Here is a 23,179-nt window from a genome sequence, read left to right as displayed (position 1 = left end):
CGAACGGCGAAATGACCGGTGGACCGGAGTAACCACGAGGGCGTTCGCTCAGCGGAAGATGTCGTTGACGATGTCGTCGCCGATGCCGAATCCGGCGCCCATGGCGATCGATCGCCCGAAACCGCTGCCGAGGAATCGTTGCAGCATCCCGCCGCCCTGTGGGGCTCCGTAGGCGGGCTGCGCATACTGGGCAGGCTGCTGATACTGGGGTTGCTGGTACTGCGGCTGCTGGTACTGCGGTTGCGGGGCTGCCGGCTCCACCTGCTGCATGTGCGAATCGATCATCGCGTGCATCGACTGGAGCAGGTTGGTCATCTGCCCCTCCTCGTCGCGGATCGCGAGCGCGACCTCCTTGAGGTCCAGCGCCCACTCGCGGGCGTCGGAATTGCCGGATGCGGCTGCCGCCTGGAGCTTTTGGGCCAGCGCCGACAGTGCCGTCGCCGTCTGCTGTCCTTGCTGCTGCAGTTGCTGATAGGCCTGATCGACCTGGTTCTCGTCCATGTGCACTCCTCATGACACCGGTGACGCAACAACGCCACAGTACTCATCGGTATGCAGTTGCGCCCCCATCGGACGAATTTGCCGGAATTCCGAAGTTTGTTCCGCCGCAAGCAAAGTCGCCGGCAGTGAAGCCGGCGGCGCGTCCGGGGTCGTCGGTACTCCACAGCGTCGTCGACAGCTCGCGGCGCACCAGTGGGATCACCTCTTCGGCGAATTGGGTGAGCACCTCGCGCTGACGCTCGTACGGCAACACCGGATTGATCGAAATCGACTGCAGATCATGATGATACGAACGGTGATAGTCGATGATCTTCTCCGCGACCCGTTGCGACGACCCGACCAGCGCGGGCCCGCGTTCGACGGCGTCGGTGATGGTGGCGAACATGTTGACCTTGCCGATCCGGGTCTCGCCCGCGAACTTCTCGCGATTACGGGCGGCGATGCCCTCGTAGACCGGTCGATACTCGGCGATCGCGTCGTCGGTGGTGGCGGCCAGGAACAGACCGCCCGATCCGGACCCCACATATGCCCGGGCCGGATCGTGTCCGTACTCGGCATACTTCTCCCGATACCGATCGATGAGCACCTGATAGTTCTCGCGCGGTTGCAGGGCGTTGGCGGTGACGATCGGGTCGCCGTATCGGGCGGCGAGGTCGACGGCGACGGTGGAGGTCGCCGACCCGTGCCAGATCCGGAACGGCCCGGAAAACGGCCGCGGCACGGTGCTCACCCTGTCGAGCGGTGCATGATGCTCGCCCCGCCAGGTGACATTCTCCTCGCGCAGGAGCCGCCGGAGCAGTGCGTAGTTCTCGCTGAGGTAGTCGTACTGATGCTCGAGCCGACGGCCGAACATCGGGAAGTGCTTGTCCTCGTTGCCCTTGCCGATCACGATCTCCAGGCGTCCACCGGAGAGCTGGTCGATGGTGGCGTAGTCCTCGGCGACGCGCACCGGGTCGAGCAGGCTGAGCACGGTCACCCCGGTCGACAGCAGAATCCGGTCGGTGGCCGCGGCGAGCGCACCGAGCAGCACCGTCGGCGACGACGACAAGAACTCCCCGGCATGACGCTCACCGACCGCATACGAGTCGATCCCGAGCTGCTCGGCGAGTACCGCGTTCTCGACGACGCGCGCCAGACGCGTGTGCGAGGAGAGGAGTTCACCGGTGACCGGATGGGGTGTGTGCGGAACGATGTCGAGAACTTGAAAGCGCACGTCACCACGCTAACAGCGGGGTACCGGGCCTCCGGAAGTCTTGCGATCACCCTGAATCCAGCGGTCCGCATCTGCGCCGAACGCGAGGACTACGGTGAAAGACGAAGTCTCGTATATGTGTCAGCAAAGGAGCTCTCCATGTCCGACCTGCCCAAGATCACCGACCAAGAGATGCGGACGATCATCCAGTACTCGCAGCCGTATTCGGTGGTGGTTCTGCGCGCGGGACCGAAGTTCGGCACCCCCGAGGCCAAGGACCTGATCTGGGAACACAGTCGACGCAACTTCTCCCTGCGCGCCAAGGGCGATCTCGCCGTCATCCTCGGTGTCACCGAGGACGACTCCGACATCCGCGGCTTCGGGATCTTCGACAAGGACGTCGAGACGACCGCGAAGATCATGAACGACGACCCGGGTGTGCAGGCCGGCGTCTTCGAGTTCGACGTCCACCCGGTCCGCGGATTCCCGGGCGACGCGTTGGCGCCCAAGCCGGACTGACGGTGGCATCAAGGGCGCGGCGAACTCGTTGCGCGCCGATATCATCGACTGTGTGACCGCTGACGTCCGTCGACCCATCCGCAGACGCGGGACGTTGCTCACCTATGCGGAGCTCGCGGAATCCCTGGCCGCCGGCGAGTACGACTGGCATCTGGCGGTCCGACTACTCCGTGAACTGGTTCTCCGGACGCAGCGGTTGACCGACGTCGTCGACATCGATGAGGTCCATCGGCGTCCGCCACCCACCGGCACGCGCGGATGGGACGCCATACTGGGCGGGGTCGCGCACATCACCGGGCGCGATCGTGTCAGCGATCCGGAGATCTTGGCATGGTGCTTTGAACCGGACCGGTTCTGCACGGATGCGATGTTCGACCCGTTTGGCGTGCCGCCCAAGTATTTCTGGACTGACTACCTCCGGACCCCGGTGGAGCTGCAGACGCGCAACGTGGTGTTGCCGGTCGGCAATCTCGAGGGAGTCTGAGCGTGGCGCGAACGTTGACGGCGTCCGAGATCCGGGAGCTGTTGCGTGCTCTCGACTCGGAGTTGCAGGCGAGAGGAAAGGCCGGCGTTCTCTTCATCGTCGGCGGGGCGGCAATGGCCTTGGCGTACAACGCCGATCGGGCGACCGAGGATGTGGACGGAACATTCGAGCCGCGCGACGTCGTGCTTCAAGCGGCCGCATCGGTCGCTGCGCGCGAGGGTGATCTCGACCCCAATTGGCTGAGCGACGGAGTCGCCCAGCTCATGCCTCCGCTACCCGATGACCATCCCCGAAGCGAGCAGATCGGTCCGGCGCTGGTCATCAGTATCGCGTCACCGGAGTACGTCCTCGCAATGAAGGCGATGGTGACGCGCAAGTCGCAGGGGGACATCGATGACGCAGTGGCGCTGTGCCATCTCCTGTCGATCCGCACACAAGAGGCGCTGGAAGCGGTCGTGTCCCGGTACTTTCCCGGTCGGCGGTTCGGCGCCCAGGAACTCTTCTTCGAGCGGATCATCGAGTCCCTCTGAGCAGTGGCGGTGAGGCGTCGCGCAGCAGCACCACTCATGTCCGGGCGTGGGCCGCCAACCAGGCAGCCGTGCGTCGCGCGGCATGTTGGAGAGCCGGTGAGGGTCGACCCGAGATCCTCGGCGCGGCGACGACCACCGCGGCCAGTAGTCGTCTCCCGCCGAATACCGGTACCCCGGCCACCCGCAGCGCCGACTGCACCGAACCATCGCTGAGGGCATATCCGCAAGCGCGAATTTCATCGATCTCGCGGCCGAAGGCGACGGCTTCGCCGGGTGAGGCGTGCTCGGCGAGCAGTGCTGCGCGCTCGTCCGCCGGTAGGAACGCCAGCATGGCCCGACCACCCGCCGTGGCGAGCAACGGTCGAGGCACGTGATCGCGCACCACGGCGCCGATCTCCGCGGGAACCTCACCCACCCCATGCAGGTACACCAGGTCGGATCCCACCAACACCGCAAGCGCCACCGGGGCCTCGATGACGGCGTTCAATTCGGTGAGTTCGTCCGGTGTCAGCGGCGGCTGATCGGCGTGGCCGGCAATGAGCCGCAGCGTGCGTAGGCGCTGGCCGAGTCGATAGCCCGCGCCGACGCGGGTCAGGTAACCGCATACCCGAAGGTCGTCGACGAGGTCGTGGGTCGAGGAGACCGGCGCTTCGATTTCGCGCGCGATATCGCTCAGCGACAAGGGTTTTCCGGCGCGGGCGACACACTCGAGGATGTGGTCCGCGCGTGGAATGGCGCGATGTCGGCGCATGTCCACCACCTTACGTATATACGAAAGCCTGGTCGGTGCGCTGTCGGCGATGGCCACAGTAGGGACATGGCCCCGACACCTTCGTCCCCGGACTCGTTCACCTCGGTACCCGCGACGGTCTTCGACCTCACCGCCCTGCTCGGTACCGACACCGGGGAATGCGTGATCACCGGAGAAGCGCCGACGACCTCGTCGCCACATCGGATCGCGGAGGCGTCGGCCACAGGGATCGGTGCCCTCGGGGTCCAACTCGCCGCACTTGCGGGCGGTCCGCGCGTGACCGTCGACCTCGCCACGGCGCTCGATCAACTCCGGGCGGCCTTTCTCACCACCCTCAACGGCCGGCATGTCCACACCGTCGTCGAGGACCCCTCGGCTTTGGGCAACAACGACTTCTACCGTACGAGCGACGGTCGGGGGATCTTTCTGATCACCACCTATCCTCATCAACGCGACGCGGTGTGTGTGGTCCTGAACTGTCCGCCGGTCAAATCGAAGATCGCGGCCGCGGCCGCCGAATGGGGTGCGGTCGATCTCGAGGACGCCGTGTACGCCGCCGGGGGCGTGGCGACCGCGGTGCGCACGGCCGACGAATGGGCCGAGCACCCCGTGGGCCGGGAGAGCGCCACGCATCCGGTGATCCGACTCGAGCGCATCGGTGACGCCCCGCCCCGGCCCCTTCCCCACACGTCGGTGTGGCCGCCGCTCCACGGGATACGGGTGGTCGACATGATTCACGTGATCGCCGGGCCGGTGTCGACCAAGCTGCTCGCGACCTTCGGTGCCGATGTGTGTCACGTCAGCCGCCCCGACCTTCCCGATCCCCTGGCGATGGTCGCCCTCACCGGTGGGGGCAAGCGCAACGCGTACTGCGATGTGCGACAGCCGGATCAAGCGGCGGCGTTGCACACGCTGATCGACGCCGGCGACGTCTTCGTCAACTCCTATCTGGGACTGGAGAACCGGGGCCTCGCGGCAGACGATCTCGCGCTCGAACATCCGGGCACCGTCGTCGTCGACTACCACTGCTGGGGATCTGCGTCGGCCTGGCGCGACCGCGGCGGCTTCGATCAGCTCGCCTGCTCGGCAACGGGTTTTGCTCTCGAGGAGGGTGAAGGGGTGCCGGCCCTGCCGCCGACGCAACTGCTCAACGACTATCTCGCCGCCTATTTGGGGGCCGCCGGGGCCGTGGCGGGATTGCGCCGACGGGCCACCGAGGGCGGGACATGGCGCGTGCGAGTCGAATTGGCGCGGGTGTGCACCTGGGTTCGCTCATTGGGGATCGTCGACGCCCGTCCGGGGCGACCGATCGGGCCGCCGGTCGCGTCCGCCGAGGGCTGCGATGGTCCGCTCGGGCGCCTCGTCGAACCCTCGGTGCCGATGGTCTTCGAGGGTCTGTCGACCCCGGCACACCGCGCGCCGACACTCCTGGGGACTGCGCCCTTGCGGTGGTGACCGTTGTGACGTGCCGGCCGGCTCACTCGGGATCGTCCTCCTCACGCCCGAGCATCCCGACCGCGACCCAACTCAACGCCACCACCACGCCGCCGACGACGGCATACGGCGTGTTCGTGTCGATGACCGCGAAGCCGATGCCGTAGAGCATCGTGATGGCCAGGGCCACGAAGGACAGGACACGACGATTCATGATCTCGACTCCTCGAACTCGGCGGCCACCGCTTTGGTGGACCCCACGCAGCGCGACCCCCGAGGGGATTATCGGCCCAATCGCGCCTGGTCGTGAGCGGATCTCACGATCGAAGCGTGAGAATTGCGGCCACGCGGGCCAAACCTGAGCGAACTCCGCTCAACTTTTTTGGTCGAATCGGGAACATCCGCGCCACCCCACCCGTTGCACCCATCGAGAAACCTGAGCGATGCTGGCTCAACTTGAGTTGACCTGGACCGGCTCAACCCGGTAGGACATGAGTCGGAGGCACTGAAGTCTGCCCCCGGAGCACAGGTTTGCCACAAACCACACTCTCGTGGTGGGCGCCAAGCCTGCCGCGGGGGAGCAGGACTTGGGTGCACACCCAGAAACCAGGAGGAATAGCAAAGATGTCTCGTGCTGTCGGAATCGACCTCGGCACCACCAACTCCGTGGTGTCGGTACTCGAAGGCGGCGAACCGACCGTCATCGCCAACGCCGAAGGCTCCCGCACCACTCCGTCCGTTGTCGCGTTCGCGCGCAACGGCGAGGTGCTCGTCGGGCAGCCCGCCAAGAACCAGGCGGTCACCAACGTCGACCGCACCATCCGCTCGGTCAAGCGCCACATGGGCGAGACCGACTGGAACGTCGCGATCGACGACAAGAAGTACACCCCGCAGGAGATCAGTGCCCGCACGCTGATGAAGCTCAAGCGCGACGCGGAGTCCTACCTCGGTGAGGACGTCACCGATGCGGTCATCACCGTGCCCGCCTACTTCAACGACTCCCAGCGGCAGGCCACCAAGGAAGCCGGCCAGATCGCCGGCCTCAACGTGCTGCGCATCGTCAACGAGCCGACCGCCGCGGCCCTGGCCTACGGCCTGGACAAGGGCGAGAAAGAACAGACCATCCTGGTCTTCGACCTCGGTGGCGGCACCTTCGACGTCTCGCTGCTCGAGATCGGCGACGGAGTGGTCGAGGTCCGCGCGACCTCCGGCGACAACAACCTCGGCGGTGACGACTGGGATCAGCGCATCGTCGACTGGCTCGTCGAGAAGTTCAAGAGCTCCTCGGGTATCGACCTGACCAAGGACAAGATGGCCATGCAGCGTCTGCGTGAGGCTGCCGAGAAGGCCAAGATCGAACTGTCGGCATCGCAGTCGACCTCGATCAACCTGCCCTACATCACAGTCGACGCCGACAAGAACCCGTTGTTCCTCGACGAGCAGCTGTCGCGCAGCGAGTTCCAGAAGATCACCTCGGACCTGCTCGAGCGCACCCGCGCTCCGTTCCAGGCGGTCATCAAGGACGCCGGCATCTCCGTCGGCGACATCGATCACGTTGTGCTCGTTGGTGGTTCGACCCGTATGCCCGCCGTCACCGACCTGGTGAAGGAGTTGACCGGCGGCAAGGAGCCCAACAAGGGCGTGAACCCCGACGAGGTCGTCGCGGTCGGTGCTGCCCTGCAGGCCGGTGTGCTGCGTGGCGAGGTCAAGGACGTCCTGCTGCTCGACGTGACCCCGCTGAGCCTGGGCATCGAGACCAAGGGCGGCGTGATGCACAAGCTGATCGAGCGCAACACCACCATCCCGACCAAGCGGTCGGAGACCTACACCACCGCCGAGGACAACCAGCCGTCGGTGCAGATCCAGGTGTATCAGGGTGAGCGCGAGATCGCCTCGCACAACAAGCTGCTCGGCTCCTTCGAGCTCGGTGGCATCGCTCCTGCGCCGCAGGGTGTTCCGCAGATCGAGGTGACCTTCGACATCGACGCCAACGGCATCGTGCACGTCACCGCGAAGGACAAGGGCACCGGCAAGGAGAACTCCATCCGCATCCAGGAGGGCTCGGGCCTGAGCAAGGACGAGATCGACCGGATGATCAAGGACGCCGAGGCCCACGCCGAAGAGGACCGCAAGCGTCGCGAGGAGGCCGAGACTCGCAACCAGGCCGAGTCGTTGGTGAACCACACCGAGAAGTTCCTCAAGGACAACGAGGACAAGGTGCCCGCCGACGTCAAGGACAAGGTCAACGCTGCGATCGCCGAGGCCAACGAGGCGCTCAAGGGCAACGACATCGCCTCCATCAAGAGCGCGATCGAGAAGCTCTCGACCGAATCGCAGGAGATGGGTCAGGCCATCTACGCGGCATCGGCCGCCGAGGGTCAGGCCGCTGACGCCGCCGACGGTGGCAGCGCGACCGCAGGCGACAACGACGTCGTCGACGCCGAGGTCGTGGACGAGCCCGAGGAGAAGAAGTGACCGCTCCGGGCGCCGGGAGCGGAGCGAGCGGGCCCAATGTCGCTCCGGGCGCCGGGAGCGGAGCTGGTTCCGAGGAGCCGGTGACGGTGACCGATCGTCGTCGCATCGACCCGGAAACGGGTGAGGTGCGCGAGGATTCGGCCGCCGGGCCGGGCCCCGCAGAGGCCGAGCCCGCCGCGGCGATCCCCGATCCCGAGCCGAGCACCCCGCACTCCGACGAGGTCGCCGACCTCACGGCGGCACTGCAGCGCGAACGCGCACAGTTCGCCAACTACAAGCGGCGTACCGAGGAGGAGAAGCAGGGCCGGGTGGCCTACGGCAAGCAGGTTCTCATCGAGAAGCTGCTGCCGGTCCTCGACGACCTCGACCGTGCCCGCGAGCACGGCGACCTCGAGTCCGGTCCGCTGCGTGCGGTCGCCGACAAGCTGGCCGCAACACTGACCGGTGAGGGTGTCGTCAAGTTCGGTGAACCCGGCGACGTCTTCGACCCGGAACTGCACGAAGCCGTCCAGAACGACGGCAGCGGTTCCGAGCCGGTCCTCGGCGCGGTCTATCGCAGCGGTTACCGCCTGGGCGAGAAGGTGATCCGCACCGCGATGGTCACCGTCACCGACCCGGCGCCGGCAGCGCAGGAGAGCGGCCCGCAGGACGCTCCGACCGGTGCACAATAATCACCTGCACAACCATCCGGCGATGCGCGGACGCCCACGCGGCTTCGCGCATCGCCGGATATCGGAACATACTTCATCCAGACATGTTCATTGAGAAGGAGGTGACGTCTGGTGGCTCCGCAACGAGAATGGCTCGAGCGTGACTTCTACAAGGACCTGGGCGTTGCTTCTGATGCTTCGTCTGAAGAGATCAAGAAGGCTTACCGCAAGCTCGCCCGTGAGCTGCATCCGGACGCCAATCCGGGTGACACGCAAGCCGAAGAACGCTTCAAGCGGGTGTCCGAAGCCCACAGCGTGCTCGCCGACCCGGACAAGCGCAAAGAGTACGACGAGACGCGAGCGATGTTCGCCGGCGGACGATTCCGCGGCGGCGGCAACGGTTTTCCCGGCGGCTTCCCCGGCGCCGGCACCCGCTACTCGACCGAGACCGGTGCCGATTTCAACATCGGCGACCTGTTCGGTGGTGGCGGTGCGGGCGAGGGTGCCGGCGGTTTCGGCGACCTCTTCGAGGGCTTGTTCAACCGCGGCGGTTCGGGCGGCACGCGCACCTCGACCGCGACCCGGCCGCGTCGCGGCAACGACCTCGAGACCGAGACCACGTTGTCGTTCAAGGACGCGGCGTTGGGTACGACCGTCCCACTCCGGGTGACCAGCCCGGCGCCGTGCACCACCTGTCACGGCAGCGGCGCCAAGCCGGGCACCAGCCCGCGAGTGTGCCCGAACTGCAACGGATCCGGTTTTGTCAGCCGTAACCAGGGGGCGTTCGGATTCAGTGAGCCGTGCCAGGACTGCCAGGGCACCGGCTCCCGCATCGACGACCCCTGCAGCGACTGCGACGGCAGCGGCGTCAAGGTGCGCTCGCGCACCATCAACGTCCGCATCCCCTCCGGCGTCGAGGACGGTCAGCGCATCCGGCTGGCCGGACAAGGCGAAGCCGGACGCCGGGGCGCACCGTCGGGCGACCTGTACGTCGTGGTCCACGTGACCCCCGACAAGGTGTTCACCCGTAACGGTCACGACCTGCGCGTCCAACTGCCGGTGAGCATCTCCGAACTGGTGCTCGGCTCGACGGTCTCGGTGCCGACGCTCGACGGATCGGTCGGGGTGAAGATCCCGCCGAACACCAGCGACGGCCGCACCCTTCGGGTCCGTGGCCGCGGCGTGCCCAAGCGCGCAGGCGGTGCCGGAGACCTGCTCGTCACCGTCAAGGTCGAGGTGCCCCGCAAACTCGACGACGCCGCGGTGGAGGCCATGCGTGCCTACGCCGAGGCCGAGAAGTCCAGCGGTTTCGATCCTCGGGCGGGTTGGGGGCGATGAGCCATGGCAGAACGCAAGAATCGTGGGCGGCCCGGCGCTGAGGGCGCCGGGCCGGCCGGCGGTTTCGAGGGTTTCGAGGGCGAGGTGAGCGCGACCGCCACCTTCATGATCTCGGTGGCCGCCGAGCTCGCCGGAATGCACGCGCAGACCTTGCGCACCTACGACCGGCTCGGGCTGGTGACCCCGCAACGCACCAGCGGCGGCGGGCGACGCTACTCCTCGCACGACGTCGAGGTGCTGCGCGAGATCCAGCGGCTCTCCCAGGAGGAGGGCGTGAATCTCGCGGGCATCAAACGCATCATCGAGCTCACCAACCAGGTCGACGCGCTCCAACAGCGGGTGCACGAGCTCCAACGCGAGGTCGACGCACACCGTGCCCGCCGCGGTGGCGAATTGGTCCCCGTCCCGCGGACCAATGCGCTCGTCGTCTGGCAGCCCCGGCGCCGACGCACCGAGGAGTGACACCCTGCAGTGTGACCCTCCTGCAGTGTGACCGTCCGAGTAACGATTCACTGATCCCCGACGACAGCGATCGGTAAGCGGCCTGTGGGCCGCGCACCGATCGCGCGTTAGTCTGTGGCGGCGTGTCATCCGAGGTCGGTGACCTGACAAGGGAGGCGAATGGTGAGTGAGTCACCCGAGATCTCCATCGCCGAACCCGCAGTGCTCGGGGTCTCGGTGGTGGGCGACGAGATCGCGACCGTCGTCCGCGACGCCACCGGCGAGATCGTCGCCAGCAATCACGTGGAGCTCGCCGACGAGTCTCCGAATTCGGCGCTCGACGCGCTGCGTGAACTCGTCGACTCCGCTCCCTTCACGATCGACCACATCGTCCTGACCTGCGCCCGTCCCGACGTACGAGCACACCTCGAGTTCTCGATGAACGCACCCGGCGCACCCGAGTGGGCATCGGCGGTGAGCTTCGTCGACCTCCCGCACGCCCTGGCCCAGGTTGCGCACCGCGACGCCACCGGCGATGTCGCCGCAGTCGTCCTCGACCGGTCCGGCGCCCTCGCCTCCGGCGCCTCGATCGCCCTCGTCAACGCCGAGCACTCGTCGGTACACGCCTCCGCCGCCGTCGCCGCGCCCCAGTCGGTGCCGCTGACCGATCCGCAGGGTGCCGACGGCCTCGTGGCGCATCTGAACTCGCTGACGCGCGGAGCGGGTGCGACTCGCGTGGTCGCGGCCGGTTCCGGAGCGCAAATGCCCGACTCCGTGCGTGCCATCGAGACGGCGACGGGCTCACCGGTGACCGTGGCCGCCGCGCCCGTGTTCGCGCTGGCGCAGGGCGTCACCGAGGTGATCGCCGCCGACACCCGCGCGATCCCGGTCGCCGCGGCCGCCGTCGGACCGGCCGCGGCGGCATCGGTCGGGACAGCCGCCGCGGCACCGACCACGGCGATGGGCGGGGTGGGTGTGCGCTGGTGGATCATCGGCGGCGCCGCCGGGCTCGCCGCGTTGCTATGCGTGGTCGCACTGGTGGCGCTGTTCACTGGCAAGGACGACTCGGGCACGCCCGCCGCGGTCACCTCGACCGTCACGGTGCCCGGCCCGACCAGCGAGGTCACCGTCACCCGCACCGGCCAACCCGACACCCAGACGGTCGTCGACCAGCAGACCGTCACCAGTACCGTCACGCGGCCACCGGTCACCAGTACGGCCACCCAGACCGTCACCTCGACGGCAACGGCGACAGCGACGGCCACGGTCACCGAACAGGAGACCGTCACCTCGGTGGTGACGACGACCGTCACCGCGCCGCAACTGGGCCCCGGCAACCCGGGCGCGGGTGGGTAGCGGCCGCAGCAGCGTCGAGACGGGTCCTAGAACATCGGGTCGTGCTGGATGAGGCTGGCCCGCACCCCGGCGATGATCAGCCCGCGCCGGGTGTTCTCCACCATCATCGGTGAGCCGGTGATCAGGGTTTGCCGGTCGTCCCAGCTGCCCGCGGCGCCGACGACGTCGACGAGCCGACCGATGCGATGGTCGATGCCGAGCTCGGCGGGCCGGACCGGGTCGTCGAGCCACCACGGATCGGTCTGCTCCTCCGACACCGCGGTGATCGTGAGCCACGGATTGGTCGCCGCGATCTGACGCAACACCGGTAGGTCGTACAGCTCACCGGGATACCGCGCCCCGTAGTAGACGTGGGTGGGCGGAGAGGTCGCCAGCGCCGACATCTCGATGAGCAGTGCGCGCAGGGGCGCCAGGCCGGTGCCGCCGGCGACCATGAGTACCTCGCGGTCGCCGTCGATGTGCAGCGTGCCGTGCGACTGACCGAACGTCCACACGTCGCCGGGCTGGGTCTGAGCGACGATCGCCGGGCTGACCGTGCCACCGGGTACCGCGCGCACGTGGAACTCCAACTCGCCGTGCGGGTTGGGCGGAATCGCCGGGGAGAGGTTGCGCCACACCTTCGGCCATTGGGGGATCTGGGCCTCGAGGTATTGGCCCGTGTTGAAGCGCAGTGGCGTGTCGGTGACGAGTCGCACCACCGCCAGACCGCGGCTGATGCGGAACTTCTCCACCACGCGGGCAGTCCAGGTCGCCGGCCCCGACGCGGTCTGCGCCGCTCCGCGCATCACACCGGTGACGAGCATCATCGCCTGCCCGACGGTCCGCTGGGCCTCGTCGTCCCACTGATCGCCGAGCGTGACCGCGAACTCACCCATCAATGCCCGGAAGATCGCCTGATAGTGCTCGGGCTGCACCCCGTACTTGCGGTGGTCGCGCCCGAGTTGCGCCAGGAACTCCACGAGTTCGGCCTGTCCGTCGGGGCTCGGGATGACGTCGAGGACGTGGTCGATGACGTGGTAAAACGCCTCGCGCTGATGCGCCATCATCGCGCCGAACAGTTCGCGCAGGTCGGGGTCGATGGCGAACAGTCGCGTGTAGATGTTGCGGGCGAAGCGGTCGGGATCGCGGGCGATCAGGTCGCGGAGTTGATGCAGCACATGGCGGGAATGACTCGCCATTGCGCACACCTCCCACCGATCACTGGTCACCGATCACCGGACAACCGACAACATCTCCATTCTGCCCTGCGTCACCGACAGTTCGGTTCACCCGCGGGCCGTCGCCGTGGCGCAGCCGATCCGAGGATGGCGTCGACCGGCAATTCTTTTCGTCCGTCGAACGCATGAGATGCGTCAACAACTATGGCAATCTCGAATGGTGACAATGTTGGCCGGAACGATATCGGGGATCGTCGACGCCCACGTCCAACAATGGAATCCGCGTCGGACACCGTGGTCGCGTAATCCCGTCGCGCGTGGATACCGATTTGTCCCCAAAGTGGGGGACAGGCTTTTTTCGGTCGCCGTTCCCCAGGCCGAGCGCGATTATGTGCTGACCCCGCACATCATCGGCCGTGCGTATGAGCCGCGGCACTACGGCGCCGACATCGCGCCGGTGGCGCAAGTGGTCGGGGTGGGTATCGAGTCGGTGGTGGTGTCCGAATCGTACTGGCGCCTCGGCGATGTCGAGGAGCCCGACGCGAGCCGGCAGGCCGTCGACGAGATCGACTACCTGCAGGGACTGCCGTTCGGGGTCGGCGTGGCCCCGACGCTCGGTGCGGTGATGGTGCGCGGCGATCCGCGGGCCGAGGGCTTCGAGGCGCGCCTGGACGCGCAACGCGCGCTCAGCGATCGGGTGCGCGGTATCCAGGTCACCGCGACGCGCCATCCGGACCCGAAGGTCCGGTCGGCCGGGCCGGTCGACGGCATGCTCGCATCGGCCGACTTCCTCTCCGGTGTCGAGAAGGTCGCCGCCCGCGGGCTCGCCGTGGAGGTCTTCGTCTACTCCCATCAGCTCTACGACGTGATCACCCTCGCCCGCGAATTCCCCGACACCACCGTCATCGTCGACCATTTCGGTTGTCCGGTCGGCGCTTTCGGCCCCGTCGGGCTGCGCACCGGGACCACCGCGGCGGCCCGCGCCGACATCCTGCGCCTGTGGCGTGAGCGCATGACCTCGATTGCCGCCGAACGCAATGTGGTGGTCAAACTTTCCGGGCTGGCCATGCCGGTCCTCGGCTACGGTCGTGAACCGTGGGGCAACATCGGTACCCGCGAGACCCTGACACAGATGGTCGGCCCGCTGGTCCAACACGTCGTCGGTCACTTCGGTGCGAGCCGGGTCATGTTCGGCTCCAACTTCCCGATCGACAAACCGAATGCATCGATCGACACCGTCATCGCGAGCCTGACCGAGATCCTCGAACCCTGGGGAGACAACGTGCTGGGCAACGTCTTTCGCAACACCGCGCGCCGCGTGTACGGCATCACCACGCCGGAACACACGCGCGCGGGGTGAGGCGTGCGGCTCCGGCACCCCTCACCCCGCGCGACGGTCCGTCAGTCCCGATCCCTCGCGTCGGCCTCGCCGGGGCCTTCGGGCACCGGCGGTTGCGGCATCACCGGGTACTCGCCGGTGTAGCCCTGCCGCTGTCGGGAGATCGCCAACACCTTGCCGCGGCAGGCGAACCAACCGCCGGTCAGCAGTGGGATCCCGACGATGATGGCGATGAGATTCCAGTAGTTGTCCCAGCACATCAACACCACGACGGCCGCGAGGAACAACAGCGTCAGGTAGCTGGTGTACGGCGTGCCCGGCAGCCGGAACGCCGGCCGCGTGAGAATGCCCTTCTGCTCCCATCGGTACAGCTGGATCTGGCAGGCGACGATCATGCCCCAGGTCGAAATGATGCCCAGCGCCGAGAGATCCAGGGCGATGTTGAAGGCCTCGGCCGGGACGAACAGGTTGAGTACGACGCCGAGCAGGGTCAGCGCACCGGTCAGCGCGATGCCGCCGAAGGGCACGCCGTTGCGGTTCATCTTGGCCGTGAACGCCGGGCCGCTGCCGTTCATCGCCATCGACCGCAGGGTGCGGCCGGTGGAGTAGAGACCGGCGTTGAGGCTCGACAGTGCCGCGGTGAGCACGACGAGGTTCATGATGCCGCCGGCGGCGGGGACGCCGATCTTGGAGAAGAACGTGACGAACGGACTCTCGCCGGCCTTGTAGGTGGTGTAGGGCAGCAGCAGTGCCAGCACCACCAGCGATCCCACGTAGAACACGGCGATGCGCACGATGACCGAGTTGATGGCGCGCGGCATGACCTTGGCCGGTTCGGCGGTCTCGCCGGCGGCGGTACCCACCAATTCGACTGCGGCGTAAGCAAAGATGACTCCGGAGGTGACGATCACCAGTGAGAACATGCCGGTCGGGAACATGCCACCGTTGTCGGAGATCACGCTGAATCCGGTGGCGGCGCCGTCGATGTCGAAGCGTCCGCCGAGAAAGATGATGCCGACGACGAGGAAGGTGACCAGTGCGGCGACCTTGATGATCGATGCCCAGAACTCCATCTCGCCGAACAGTTTCACCGAGATGATGTTCATCGCCATCACGATGCACAGGGCGACCAACGCGATCAGCCACTGGGGGATCGCTTCGAACATGCCCCAGTAGTGGACGTAGAGCGCGATCGCGGTGACGTCGACGATGGCGGTGGCCGCCCAGTTGAAGAAGTAGAGCCAACCGGTGACGAAAGCTGTTTTCTCACCGAAGAACTCACGCGCGTAGGAGACGAACGACCCGGATGACGGGCGATGGAGCACCAGCTCGCCGAGGGCGCGCAGGATGAAGAACACGAACACGCCGCAGACGGCGTAGGTGATGAACAGGCCCGGGCCTGCATCGTGGAGTCGGCTGCCGGCGCCCATGAACAGGCCGGTGCCGATCGCGCCGCCGATGGCGATCATCTGGATCTGCCGCGGCTTCAGACTCTTGTGGTAGCCCTCGTCCTCATGGGTGAGAGCGGAATTGTCGTACGAGGTCGATGATTCGGCCGTCAATGGTTCCCCTTGGTGTGGGTCGACAGGTGGTGGGTCGACCGGCGTCGTCGGCCGCGAGCGGGTTGCGCTGCGGCACATGTGTGATGGACGGGAACCCAAGTTAGGGAGTGGTTGTGACATGAATGGGAGATCCATGTAAACAGATTCGCGATTCGCCGACCCGGAAATCGGACCACTGGGCACGAAAAGACCTGCCCCGAACGGGATGTGGGCCGGATGTCCGATTTAACATGACGGCCGGGTGTGGTCGGCGTCACGCCGGCTGTGTGTCGCCGATCAGCCCGGATATCCGCGCACGCGGCGCCGCCGTCGCGGATTGTGTGCCGGTACCGGCACGTCACGCAGAGCGCGGGTGATGATGTCGACGAACTCGGTGCACGTCTGGTAGCGCTCCTCGGGCTTCTTGGCGAGTGCCTTGGCGAACACCGAATTCAGCGCCGACGGAAGCCAATCGCGGCGCCGGGTGAGCTTCGGCGGCTCGTCACGCAGGTGGGCGTAGGTGATGGCGAACGGCGTGGACCGTGGGAACGGCGGCAGCCCGGTGAACAACTCCACCAGCGAGCACGCGAACGAATACACGTCGGTGGCCGGGGAGAGTTGTTGTGCCTGAAGTAATTCGGGGGCAGCGTAGGCGATGGACCCCTGGACCCGCCCGTTGCGGGCGAGGGGCCGGGTGTCGTCGAGGAGTCGCGCGATACCGAAGTCGCTGAGCACGGCGTCGGTGTCGTCGGAGGTGGACGTCAGCAGGATGTTCGCGGGTTTGACGTCCCGATGCAGGATCTCGCGGGAGTGTGCGTAGTCCAGGGCGTCGCCGATCTGCGCTGCCACGCGCAGTACCGCGGGCACCCGCGGCTGTTGATCCTCACGCGGGATCAGCGACATCGCCGACGGACCGGCCACGTACTGCATCGCCAGCCACAGCTGCGTCCGCGGCGGAGACGAATCGACGAGTACCTCACCGCGCGAGACCATGGCCACGATGTGCGGATGGTCGAGGAGCGACGCAATCCCGAACTCTCGCTCGAAGCGTTCTCGCGCCCGGCCGGTGTCGCCGTCGTCGGCGTGCAGAACCTTCAGCGCGAGCGGCGTCGACTCGCCGGTGCGGTGCACCCGGTAGACGTCGGCACTGCTGCCGTGACCCACGACGGCGTCGATCTCGAAACCCGCGACCGTCTCGCCAACCCCGAACATCTCGTCAGGATATCGGCTTGCGCCGAAATCACTTCTTGGGCGTCAGGCGAAAGATCGGGAAGACGCGGCCTTCGGCGGTTTCGGTGTATTTCAGGAATTGCTCGGACGCCGAGACGAAACCCTGCCACGCTTGTTCACGCTGCGCCGGATCGAGTTCGGTGGCGGTCGCCGGATGCTTTTCGATCCCGGATTTCTCGCCGGCGTATTCGATGGTGATCTCCGGATTCTTGCGCAGATTGTGTGGCTCTTCAAGGTTGAGCGGGCGAGGCCTGGTCAGCGGGCCGGCGTGTCGTTGAGGTGAGACGCCCCCGGTCTCCGGAAATCTGGATGTTGCGAAGCATTCAAGATTTCGGTGAAGGAGTACCAGGGGCATGGCCGATGCTACGTCGTTGTTGTTGGGGTTGGAAGGAGTGGAGGTCGTCGGGGTTTCTCGGCGCGCCGACGGGACTCGGATCGTTGATGTCGTGACGGCCGATCGGGCGGCGGCGAGGTGTCCGGACTGTCGGGTTGCTTCGAGTTCTGTGAAGGGCCGCGCGATCACCAGTCCACGTGACATCCGCTATGGTGATGCACCAATTCAGTTGCGGTGGAACAAGACACGCTACTACTGCCGTAACGCTGGCTGTGTGCGTCGCTCGTTTACCGAATCGATCCCGCAGGTACCGGCACGACGACGTACCACCACCAGACTGCGGACTCAGATCGGCCGCAGCATCGGTGAAGCAGCCCGCTCGGTGACCGAGGTTGCCGCTGGGGCGGGCGTGTCGTGGCCGACTGCACACGCCGCGTTCGCCGCCCACGCCGACGAGGTCTTGACCGACCCGAAACCGGTGCTGGTACTCGGTATTGACGAGACCCGCCGCGGCAAGCCCCGCTGGACTCGTGATGCTGCCGACCGGTCCTGGCTACGCACCGACCCTTGGGACACCGGGTTCGTCGATCTCGGCGGCACTCAGGGCCTACTCGGCCAGGTCGAGGGCCGCACCAGTGCCGCGGTCACCGACTGGCTCTGCGAGCAGACCTCGCAGTTCCGCCACGCGGTGAGGCATGTGGTCATCGACCCGTCGGCCGCCTACGCCGCCGCAGTCACCGACACCCTCTTGCCGAACGCGCAGGTGGTGGTCGATCACTTCCATCTGGTCAAGCTGGCCAACGACATGGTCACCGCGGTCCGGCGCAGGGTCACTTTCGATACCCACGGCCGCCGCGGCCGCAAACAAGACCCGGAATGGGCCAACCGGAGACGGCTGCTGACATCGCGAGAACGTCTGTCGGACAAGTCATTTGCGAATATGTGGAACGCCCTGATCGACAACGATCCGACCGGCCAGATCTTGGCTGCCTACATCGCCAAAGAAGAGCTCCGCACACTGCTCGCCGCCGCTCGTGACAGCGTCGATGATGCCGAGATCCGCGCACGTCTCTATCGGTTCTACAGCTGGTGTGCCGACACCCAGATCCCCGAGGTCACCAGGCTGGCGACCACGATCGAGACCTGGTGGCCAGCGGTCTTGGCGTTCCTGCACACCGGTCTGACCAACGCGCGTACCGAGGGCTACAACCGCCTGGTCAAACAGGTCAAACGCGTGGCCTGCGGGTTCCGAAACACCGAAAACTCACGCCGCCGGATACGATTCCACTGCACCCGCGCCCAGCGGGCCAGCATCCAGCAATTCCACTGCTGAGCAGTGCCCGCCTAACTTCGAAGAGCCGATTGTGTACCCACGCCGGATCCTTCGGAGAGCCGGCCGCGCTGCCGACGATGAAGCGGCCTCCGGCGCCGTCGGGCAGCGACATCAGCGGCGACACCCGCTGCGCCCCCGATTTGGCGCCGATCGAGTGAACGAGGACGAGGTTACGGCCGAAGCCCATGGTGGTGACGGTGCCGTCGTTGGCGTGGAACTCGTCGATGATGGTCTTGTTGAAGTCGGTCATCACTCCATAGTGCGTGAGGGCGCCGGTGGAGTGTGGACGTTGGCCAAACGTTCACCGCAGGGGCGTGCCGGTGCGGGTCTCAGGAAGGGACACGGGCACCCGGCGGCCACGCCTACGCTGAACCCATGAGCAGTGTGCACACGAGTACCGAGACCGGCAGCGTGGACCTCGCCGATCTGCGCGCCGACCTCCCCGACCAGATGATCGTCACCGACCCCGACATCCTTGCCGGGTATCGGCAGGACAGAGCCTTCGACCCGACGGCCGGTACACCGCTCGCGCTCATCCGCCCAACGACCACCGAGCACGTTCAGACGGTGGTCCGCTGGTGTGCCGCTCATCGCGTCCCGATCATCACCCGAGGCGCGGGCACCAGCCTCTCGGGCGGTTCGACGGCCGTCGACGGCGCCGTGATGCTCTCGACGGAGAAGATGCGCGAGATGAGCATCGACACCGCCACCCGAACCGCGGTGGTGCAGCCGGGGCTGTTCAACGCCGAGGTGAAGGCCGCTGCCGCGGCACACGATCTCTGGTACCCGCCGGACCCGTCGTCATTCGAGATCTGCTCGATCGGCGGCAACGTGGCCACCAACGCAGGCGGGCTGTGCTGCGTCAAGTACGGCGTCACCACCGACTACGTGCTCGGTATGCAGGTGGTGCTGGCCGACGGCCGCGCGATCCGCCTCGGCGGCAAGCAACTCAAGGATTCGGCCGGGCTGTCGCTGACCAAACTGTTCGTCGGCAGCGAAGGCCTGCTCGGGATCATCACCGAGGTCACCTTGCGGCTGCTGCCACCGCAGGCGTCGGCGTGCACGGTGGTCGGTACCTTCTCGTCGGTGCATTCGGCGAGCGAGGCGGTTCTCGCGATCACCGCCAGGATTCGGCCGGCGATGCTGGAGTTCATGGACAAGGTCTCGATCAACGCCGTCGAGGACATGCTCCGGATGGGACTCGACCGGGATGCGGGAGCACTGCTCGTGGCGCAGTCCGATGCGCCCGGCCCGGCCGGTGTGGCCGAGGTCGAGATCATCCGCGAGGCCTTCGAATCCTGCGGCGCGGCCGAGGTTTTCGACACCACCGACGCCGTCGAGGGGGAGGCGTTCACCGCTGCCCGTCGCGCGGCGATCCCCGCGGTGGAGAAACTCGGTTCGCTGCTGCTCGAAGACGTCGGGGTGCCGCTACCGGCCCTGCCCGCACTGATCGACGGGGTCGGCAGGATCGCGAGCGACAACGCGGTGATGATCTCGGTGATCGCCCACGCCGGTGATGGCAATACCCATCCGCTCATCGTGTTCGATCCCGACGACGCCGACGAGCACGACCGCGCCCAGACGGCGTTCGGCCAGGTGATGGACCTGGCGATCTCGTTGGGCGGCACGATCACCGGTGAGCACGGCGTCGGCCGACTGAAGAAGGGCTGGCTCCCCGATCAGGTCGGCCCAGACGTCATGGAGCTGACCGCCGCCATCAAGGCCACCCTCGATCCCGACGGCCTGCTGAATCCCGGTGTGATCCTCTGACTCGCCCCTCCGGGTGGCGGCTCCTTCCTCCGCTGGGGTGCTAACACCCGCCGGCGACGTTTCCTCCCGCTGGGGTGCTTTACTCCCCGGTGACCCTTCCTCCCGCTGAGTTGCTTCTACCCGCCGGCGACCCTTCCTCCTGCTGGTCGAGGTGTGAGGAGCGTTAGCGACGAGCCTCGAGACCTGTTGTGCCGGTGCTGGTTCCGTATCGGCGTTGTCGTGTCGCGGGGTCTTGAGGCCCTCGCCCGGGCGGGCTCGGGCGCCTCGACGATCGGTGGGGTGGTGGCCGCTTGGTGACGATGCCTTTCCCCGCTGGTCGAGGTGTGAGGAGCGTTAGCGACGAGCCTCGAGACCCGGTGAGAAACAATGCCTTCCGAGCCACAACCCTGCACCGGCGACGGCTACCGCCCCGTCCACCGCGGCGGACGCTTGCTGACGAACGCGCTGATCCCCTCGATGGTGTCCTGACTGATCAGCAGCGAGTCCAGGACCGAGGAGGTCGCCTCGATCGCCTCGACCGGATCGTCGATGGCGTCGGCGTCGGCCATTGCCTGCAACGATGCCCGGACCGACGTCGGCGAGCCGGCCAGGATCTCCTGCGCCACTTGACGTGCGGCGACGAGTACCTGACCGTGGTCGGCGATGCGGCTGACGAGGCCGATGCGGTAGGCCTCGGCGGTGTCGATGCGGCGGCCGGTGAGGATCATGTCGCGGGCCAGTGCCGGGCCGATTGCGCGCGGTAACCGCACCAGTCCGCCCGCGGCAGCGGCCAGGCCCACCTTCACCTCGGGCAGACCGAAACTAGCCTTCTCGTCGGCGACGATGACGTGGCACGTCAGGGCGATCTCGAGGCCACCGCCGAGGGCCACGCCGTTGACGGCGGCGATCACCGGCTTGGGTAGTTCCCGGCGCGAGGTGAGTCCGCCGAAGCCGTTCTTCGGGACCGCGAGCATCGCGTCACCGGCCATGTGCGCCAGATCGTTTCCGGCGGAGAAAGCCTTGTCGCCCGCACCGGTGAGGATTGCCACCCAGAGGTCGGGGTCGGCGAAGTAGGCGTCGAAGATCTCGTCGAGTTCGGCGTTGGCCGCCGGGTCGAGTGCATTACGCGCCGCGGGCCGGTTGATCGTCACCTCGAGGACACGGCCGTCCCGACGGACGACGACGTTCTCGTACTCTGCCCGAAAGCCGGGCGGTCCGACCGGGAACAACTCGGACATCCGCTCATCGGAAACGGTCACGCGATTGCCGCGGGCGAAGGACCGGACGTAGATCGGTGAGCCGATGGGATCGTCACTCCCGGTCAGCAATTCGAGGAGTTCGTCATCGCCCTCGGCGCCGTTGGCGACGAAGCGCGCGCCGTCGCCGAGCCGGCCGACGACGACGATGGACTTACGGCGCCCATTCTTGTCGGCGGGCAACACGGTGAAACTCTCGATGGTCGCGGCGCCGTCGGCATTGCGTCGCTCGTCGACGGACGGTCGGCTGTCGAGTTCTCGCTGGATGCGGGCATCGTCGCCGGCCTGCCACGGGGTCGGTGTGGTGGCGTAGATGCCCACCGAGTACTTGCTCATCAGCCCGCCGTTGGCGGCAACGAGACCGAAAGTGCCAGGGCGCGAACGCACTCGATCGACGACCTCGGCGATCGCGTGCATCGAATAGTTGTTGCCGGGCCCGCCGAAGTACGGCAGTCCGCCGGTGACGGTCAACCCACGCGGATCGTCGGCGCGCAGGCCGAAGGCATCGCAGATGTTGAACACCGCGATCGGGAAACAGCTGTAGAAATCGAGGAAGGCGATGTCGTCGAGGGTGAGGCCGGCCATGTCGAGGGCGGTGTTCATCGCGGCGATCGACGCGGGACTCGTCGACAGGTCGTCGCGTTCCATTAACGGCCGCTCCCGCAGATCGCTGTGTCCGTGCACGAATACCCAACGCGTGGGATCGATTCTGAGTTCGGTGGCCTTGGCCACCGACATCACGACGACCCCCGCGGCCTGGTTCACCTGATCGCGCGCGACCAACAGGCGCGTATAGGGTTCGGCCAGTTCGCGATTGGAGTCCGACACCGTCGCGACTTCCTCGACCGATCGCGCTTCCGGTGACGCCGCATGCGGATTGGTGGCCGCGATCGCCGACATCGGGGCGAACAGTTCGGCCATCGACCGCGCGTAGTCGGCGCGGGACAGTCCCCGACGGTGCCGCCGGGCGTTCTCCAGCAGTGCGTACTGGGTGATCGGCTCGAGGAGTCCATGTCGCGCCTCCTGCACCGAGGTGAGGCCCTTGAGCCCGAATCCGCGGTCCTCGTGATCGCCGGGCACCGTCTCGGAGAAGTCGGGGCGCGCTTCGGCGGGCGGAGACTTGAGCGCGTGCCGAACCGTCGACATCACCTCCGAGCCGAAGATCAGCACAGCGTCCGCATTGCCGTCGGCGATGGACTGCGCGAACTCGTCGACCAGTTTCTGCGGGCTCTGTCCGCCGACCACCTCGGTCACCGCGCGCCGCGGCGTGACCCCGATCCGGCCGGCGACCGCGCGCGGCATGTTGTCCGGACGGCCCAGCGGCGACGACGAGAGCGGACTCGACACCTCGAAGGATCGCACCGCCACGACGGTGTCGACGGCCCGTGCCACCTCGGTGGGTACGACGCCGGTGTCGGTCAGTGCCGCATCGAGCGCGCGGGCGGCCAGATCGGCCTCACCCAGACCCCGGTAGTCGGCGTCGGTGATGCGCTCGGACGCCTGCCCGACGCCGACGATGACGGGGGTGCGCGGATCGAGGTCGTGCAACTGGGCCTCGTGGGTCATGCG

21 protein-coding genes and 1 pseudogene are annotated in these 23,179 nt (G+C 67.0%); 12 read left to right on the top strand and 10 right to left on the bottom strand.

What is annotated here, in order from left to right:
• Positions 1 to 48: 48 nt before the first annotated feature.
• Both AC5ZH6_RS24545 and AC5ZH6_RS24540 read right to left on the bottom strand, forming a co-directional pair.
• Positions 49 to 501, bottom strand: coding sequence for a hypothetical protein (locus AC5ZH6_RS24545; protein ID WP_288337245.1), 453 nt, complete (start codon positions 499 to 501; stop codon positions 49 to 51).
• 43 nt (positions 502 to 544) lie between these two features.
• Positions 545 to 1,714 (bottom strand): LLM class flavin-dependent oxidoreductase, encoded by a 1,170-nt coding sequence (locus tag AC5ZH6_RS24540; RefSeq protein WP_288337246.1) that lies wholly within the window; start codon positions 1,712 to 1,714, stop codon positions 545 to 547.
• A gap of 138 nt (positions 1,715 to 1,852) precedes the next feature.
• On the opposite strand from AC5ZH6_RS24540, the gene AC5ZH6_RS24535 reads away from it, so the two are divergent.
• Genes AC5ZH6_RS24535 through AC5ZH6_RS24525 form a run of 3 tightly spaced genes read left to right on the top strand, consistent with a single transcriptional unit; the run spans position 1,853 to position 3,226 of the window.
• Positions 1,853 to 2,212: a hypothetical protein gene (locus tag AC5ZH6_RS24535; RefSeq protein ID WP_006369923.1), complete on the top strand. Its 360-nt coding sequence runs from the start codon at positions 1,853 to 1,855 to the stop codon at positions 2,210 to 2,212.
• A gap of 52 nt (positions 2,213 to 2,264) precedes the next feature.
• Positions 2,265 to 2,696 (top strand): hypothetical protein, encoded by a 432-nt coding sequence (locus tag AC5ZH6_RS24530; RefSeq protein ID WP_288337247.1) that lies wholly within the window; start codon positions 2,265 to 2,267, stop codon positions 2,694 to 2,696.
• 2 nt (positions 2,697 to 2,698) lie between these two features.
• Complete coding sequence (locus AC5ZH6_RS24525) at positions 2,699 to 3,226, top strand: hypothetical protein (RefSeq protein ID WP_288337248.1); 528 nt, start codon at positions 2,699 to 2,701, stop codon at positions 3,224 to 3,226.
• 34 nt (positions 3,227 to 3,260) lie between these two features.
• Here AC5ZH6_RS24525 and AC5ZH6_RS24520 read toward each other — a convergent pair whose 3' ends face one another.
• Positions 3,261 to 3,977: an IclR family transcriptional regulator gene (locus AC5ZH6_RS24520; protein ID WP_288337249.1), complete on the bottom strand. Its 717-nt coding sequence runs from the start codon at positions 3,975 to 3,977 to the stop codon at positions 3,261 to 3,263.
• A gap of 66 nt (positions 3,978 to 4,043) precedes the next feature.
• Here AC5ZH6_RS24520 and AC5ZH6_RS24515 point away from each other — a divergent pair, with 66 nt between their 5' ends.
• The gene (locus AC5ZH6_RS24515; protein ID WP_288438652.1) at positions 4,044 to 5,432 is read left to right on the top strand and encodes a CoA transferase; all 1,389 of its coding nucleotides are present in this window, start codon (positions 4,044 to 4,046) and stop codon (positions 5,430 to 5,432) included.
• A gap of 22 nt (positions 5,433 to 5,454) precedes the next feature.
• On the opposite strand, the gene AC5ZH6_RS24510 is transcribed toward AC5ZH6_RS24515, so the two are convergent.
• Entirely contained in the window at positions 5,455 to 5,625 is a 171-nt protein-coding gene (locus tag AC5ZH6_RS24510) for a hypothetical protein (protein WP_006369918.1), read from the bottom strand.
• Positions 5,626 to 6,035: 410 nt separating this feature from the next.
• Here AC5ZH6_RS24510 and dnaK point away from each other — a divergent pair, with 410 nt between their 5' ends.
• The 5 genes from dnaK to AC5ZH6_RS24485 all read left to right on the top strand — a co-directional run bounded on the left by dnaK (position 6,036) and on the right by AC5ZH6_RS24485 (position 11,671).
• Positions 6,036 to 7,886, top strand: coding sequence for a molecular chaperone DnaK (gene dnaK, locus AC5ZH6_RS24505; RefSeq protein WP_006369917.1), 1,851 nt, complete (start codon positions 6,036 to 6,038; stop codon positions 7,884 to 7,886).
• The gene (grpE, locus tag AC5ZH6_RS24500) at positions 7,883 to 8,557 is read left to right on the top strand and encodes a nucleotide exchange factor GrpE (RefSeq protein WP_370530157.1); all 675 of its coding nucleotides are present in this window, start codon (positions 7,883 to 7,885) and stop codon (positions 8,555 to 8,557) included. Before dnaK ends, grpE begins: the two co-directional genes overlap by 4 nt.
• 111 nt (positions 8,558 to 8,668) lie before the next feature.
• Positions 8,669 to 9,874: a molecular chaperone DnaJ gene (gene dnaJ, locus AC5ZH6_RS24495; RefSeq protein WP_006369915.1), complete on the top strand. Its 1,206-nt coding sequence runs from the start codon at positions 8,669 to 8,671 to the stop codon at positions 9,872 to 9,874.
• 105 nt (positions 9,875 to 9,979) lie between these two features.
• On the top strand, positions 9,980 to 10,336 hold the full coding sequence (locus AC5ZH6_RS24490) for a heat shock protein transcriptional repressor HspR (RefSeq protein WP_170320197.1): 357 nt from the start codon (positions 9,980 to 9,982) through the stop codon (positions 10,334 to 10,336).
• A 159-nt stretch (positions 10,337 to 10,495) separates the two neighbouring features.
• Entirely contained in the window at positions 10,496 to 11,671 is a 1,176-nt protein-coding gene (locus tag AC5ZH6_RS24485) for a hypothetical protein (protein ID WP_288337526.1), read from the top strand.
• 26 nt (positions 11,672 to 11,697) lie between these two features.
• On the opposite strand, the gene AC5ZH6_RS24480 is transcribed toward AC5ZH6_RS24485, so the two are convergent.
• Positions 11,698 to 12,849, bottom strand: coding sequence for an FAD-binding oxidoreductase (locus tag AC5ZH6_RS24480; RefSeq protein ID WP_006369912.1), 1,152 nt, complete (start codon positions 12,847 to 12,849; stop codon positions 11,698 to 11,700).
• A gap of 205 nt (positions 12,850 to 13,054) precedes the next feature.
• Between AC5ZH6_RS24480 and AC5ZH6_RS24475 the strand changes: the two genes are divergently transcribed.
• Complete coding sequence (locus AC5ZH6_RS24475; protein WP_020169791.1) at positions 13,055 to 14,188, top strand: amidohydrolase family protein; 1,134 nt, start codon at positions 13,055 to 13,057, stop codon at positions 14,186 to 14,188.
• Positions 14,189 to 14,229: 41 nt separating this feature from the next.
• Here AC5ZH6_RS24475 and AC5ZH6_RS24470 read toward each other — a convergent pair whose 3' ends face one another.
• The 3 genes from AC5ZH6_RS24470 to AC5ZH6_RS24460 form a co-directional block, all read right to left on the bottom strand.
• Positions 14,230 to 15,729 (bottom strand): amino acid permease, encoded by a 1,500-nt coding sequence (locus AC5ZH6_RS24470; RefSeq protein WP_006369910.1) that lies wholly within the window; start codon positions 15,727 to 15,729, stop codon positions 14,230 to 14,232.
• A gap of 276 nt (positions 15,730 to 16,005) precedes the next feature.
• Positions 16,006 to 16,920: a serine/threonine-protein kinase gene (locus AC5ZH6_RS24465; protein ID WP_006369909.1), complete on the bottom strand. Its 915-nt coding sequence runs from the start codon at positions 16,918 to 16,920 to the stop codon at positions 16,006 to 16,008.
• Positions 16,921 to 16,948: 28 nt separating this feature from the next.
• Positions 16,949 to 17,293 (bottom strand): PNPOx family protein, encoded by a 345-nt coding sequence (locus tag AC5ZH6_RS24460; RefSeq protein WP_496167934.1) that lies wholly within the window; start codon positions 17,291 to 17,293, stop codon positions 16,949 to 16,951.
• Here AC5ZH6_RS24460 and AC5ZH6_RS24455 point away from each other — a divergent pair.
• On the top strand, positions 17,292 to 18,605 hold the full coding sequence (locus AC5ZH6_RS24455; RefSeq protein WP_496167932.1) for an ISL3 family transposase: 1,314 nt from the start codon (positions 17,292 to 17,294) through the stop codon (positions 18,603 to 18,605). The genes AC5ZH6_RS24460 and AC5ZH6_RS24455 overlap by 2 nt on opposite strands.
• A 28-nt stretch (positions 18,606 to 18,633) precedes the next feature.
• Here AC5ZH6_RS24455 and AC5ZH6_RS24450 read toward each other — a convergent pair.
• Positions 18,634 to 18,855: pseudogene (locus AC5ZH6_RS24450) on the bottom strand (nitroreductase/quinone reductase family protein); the annotation flags it as partial.
• Positions 18,856 to 18,980: 125 nt separating this feature from the next.
• On the opposite strand from AC5ZH6_RS24450, the gene AC5ZH6_RS24445 reads away from it, so the two are divergent.
• Complete coding sequence (locus AC5ZH6_RS24445) at positions 18,981 to 20,375, top strand: FAD-binding oxidoreductase (protein ID WP_094601253.1); 1,395 nt, start codon at positions 18,981 to 18,983, stop codon at positions 20,373 to 20,375.
• Positions 20,376 to 20,776: 401 nt separating this feature from the next.
• Here the strand turns inward: AC5ZH6_RS24445 and AC5ZH6_RS24440 are convergent, their stop codons facing one another.
• Complete coding sequence (locus AC5ZH6_RS24440) at positions 20,777 to 23,176, bottom strand: acetyl-CoA acetyltransferase (RefSeq protein WP_288336918.1); 2,400 nt, start codon at positions 23,174 to 23,176, stop codon at positions 20,777 to 20,779.
• Between the last annotated feature and the right edge of the window lie 3 nt (positions 23,177 to 23,179).

This window comes from Gordonia sp. YC-XJ4, assembly GCF_059511865.1.
The sequence above is the reverse complement of the archived record's forward strand: the minus strand, read 5'-3'. Positions and strand labels throughout refer to the sequence as shown.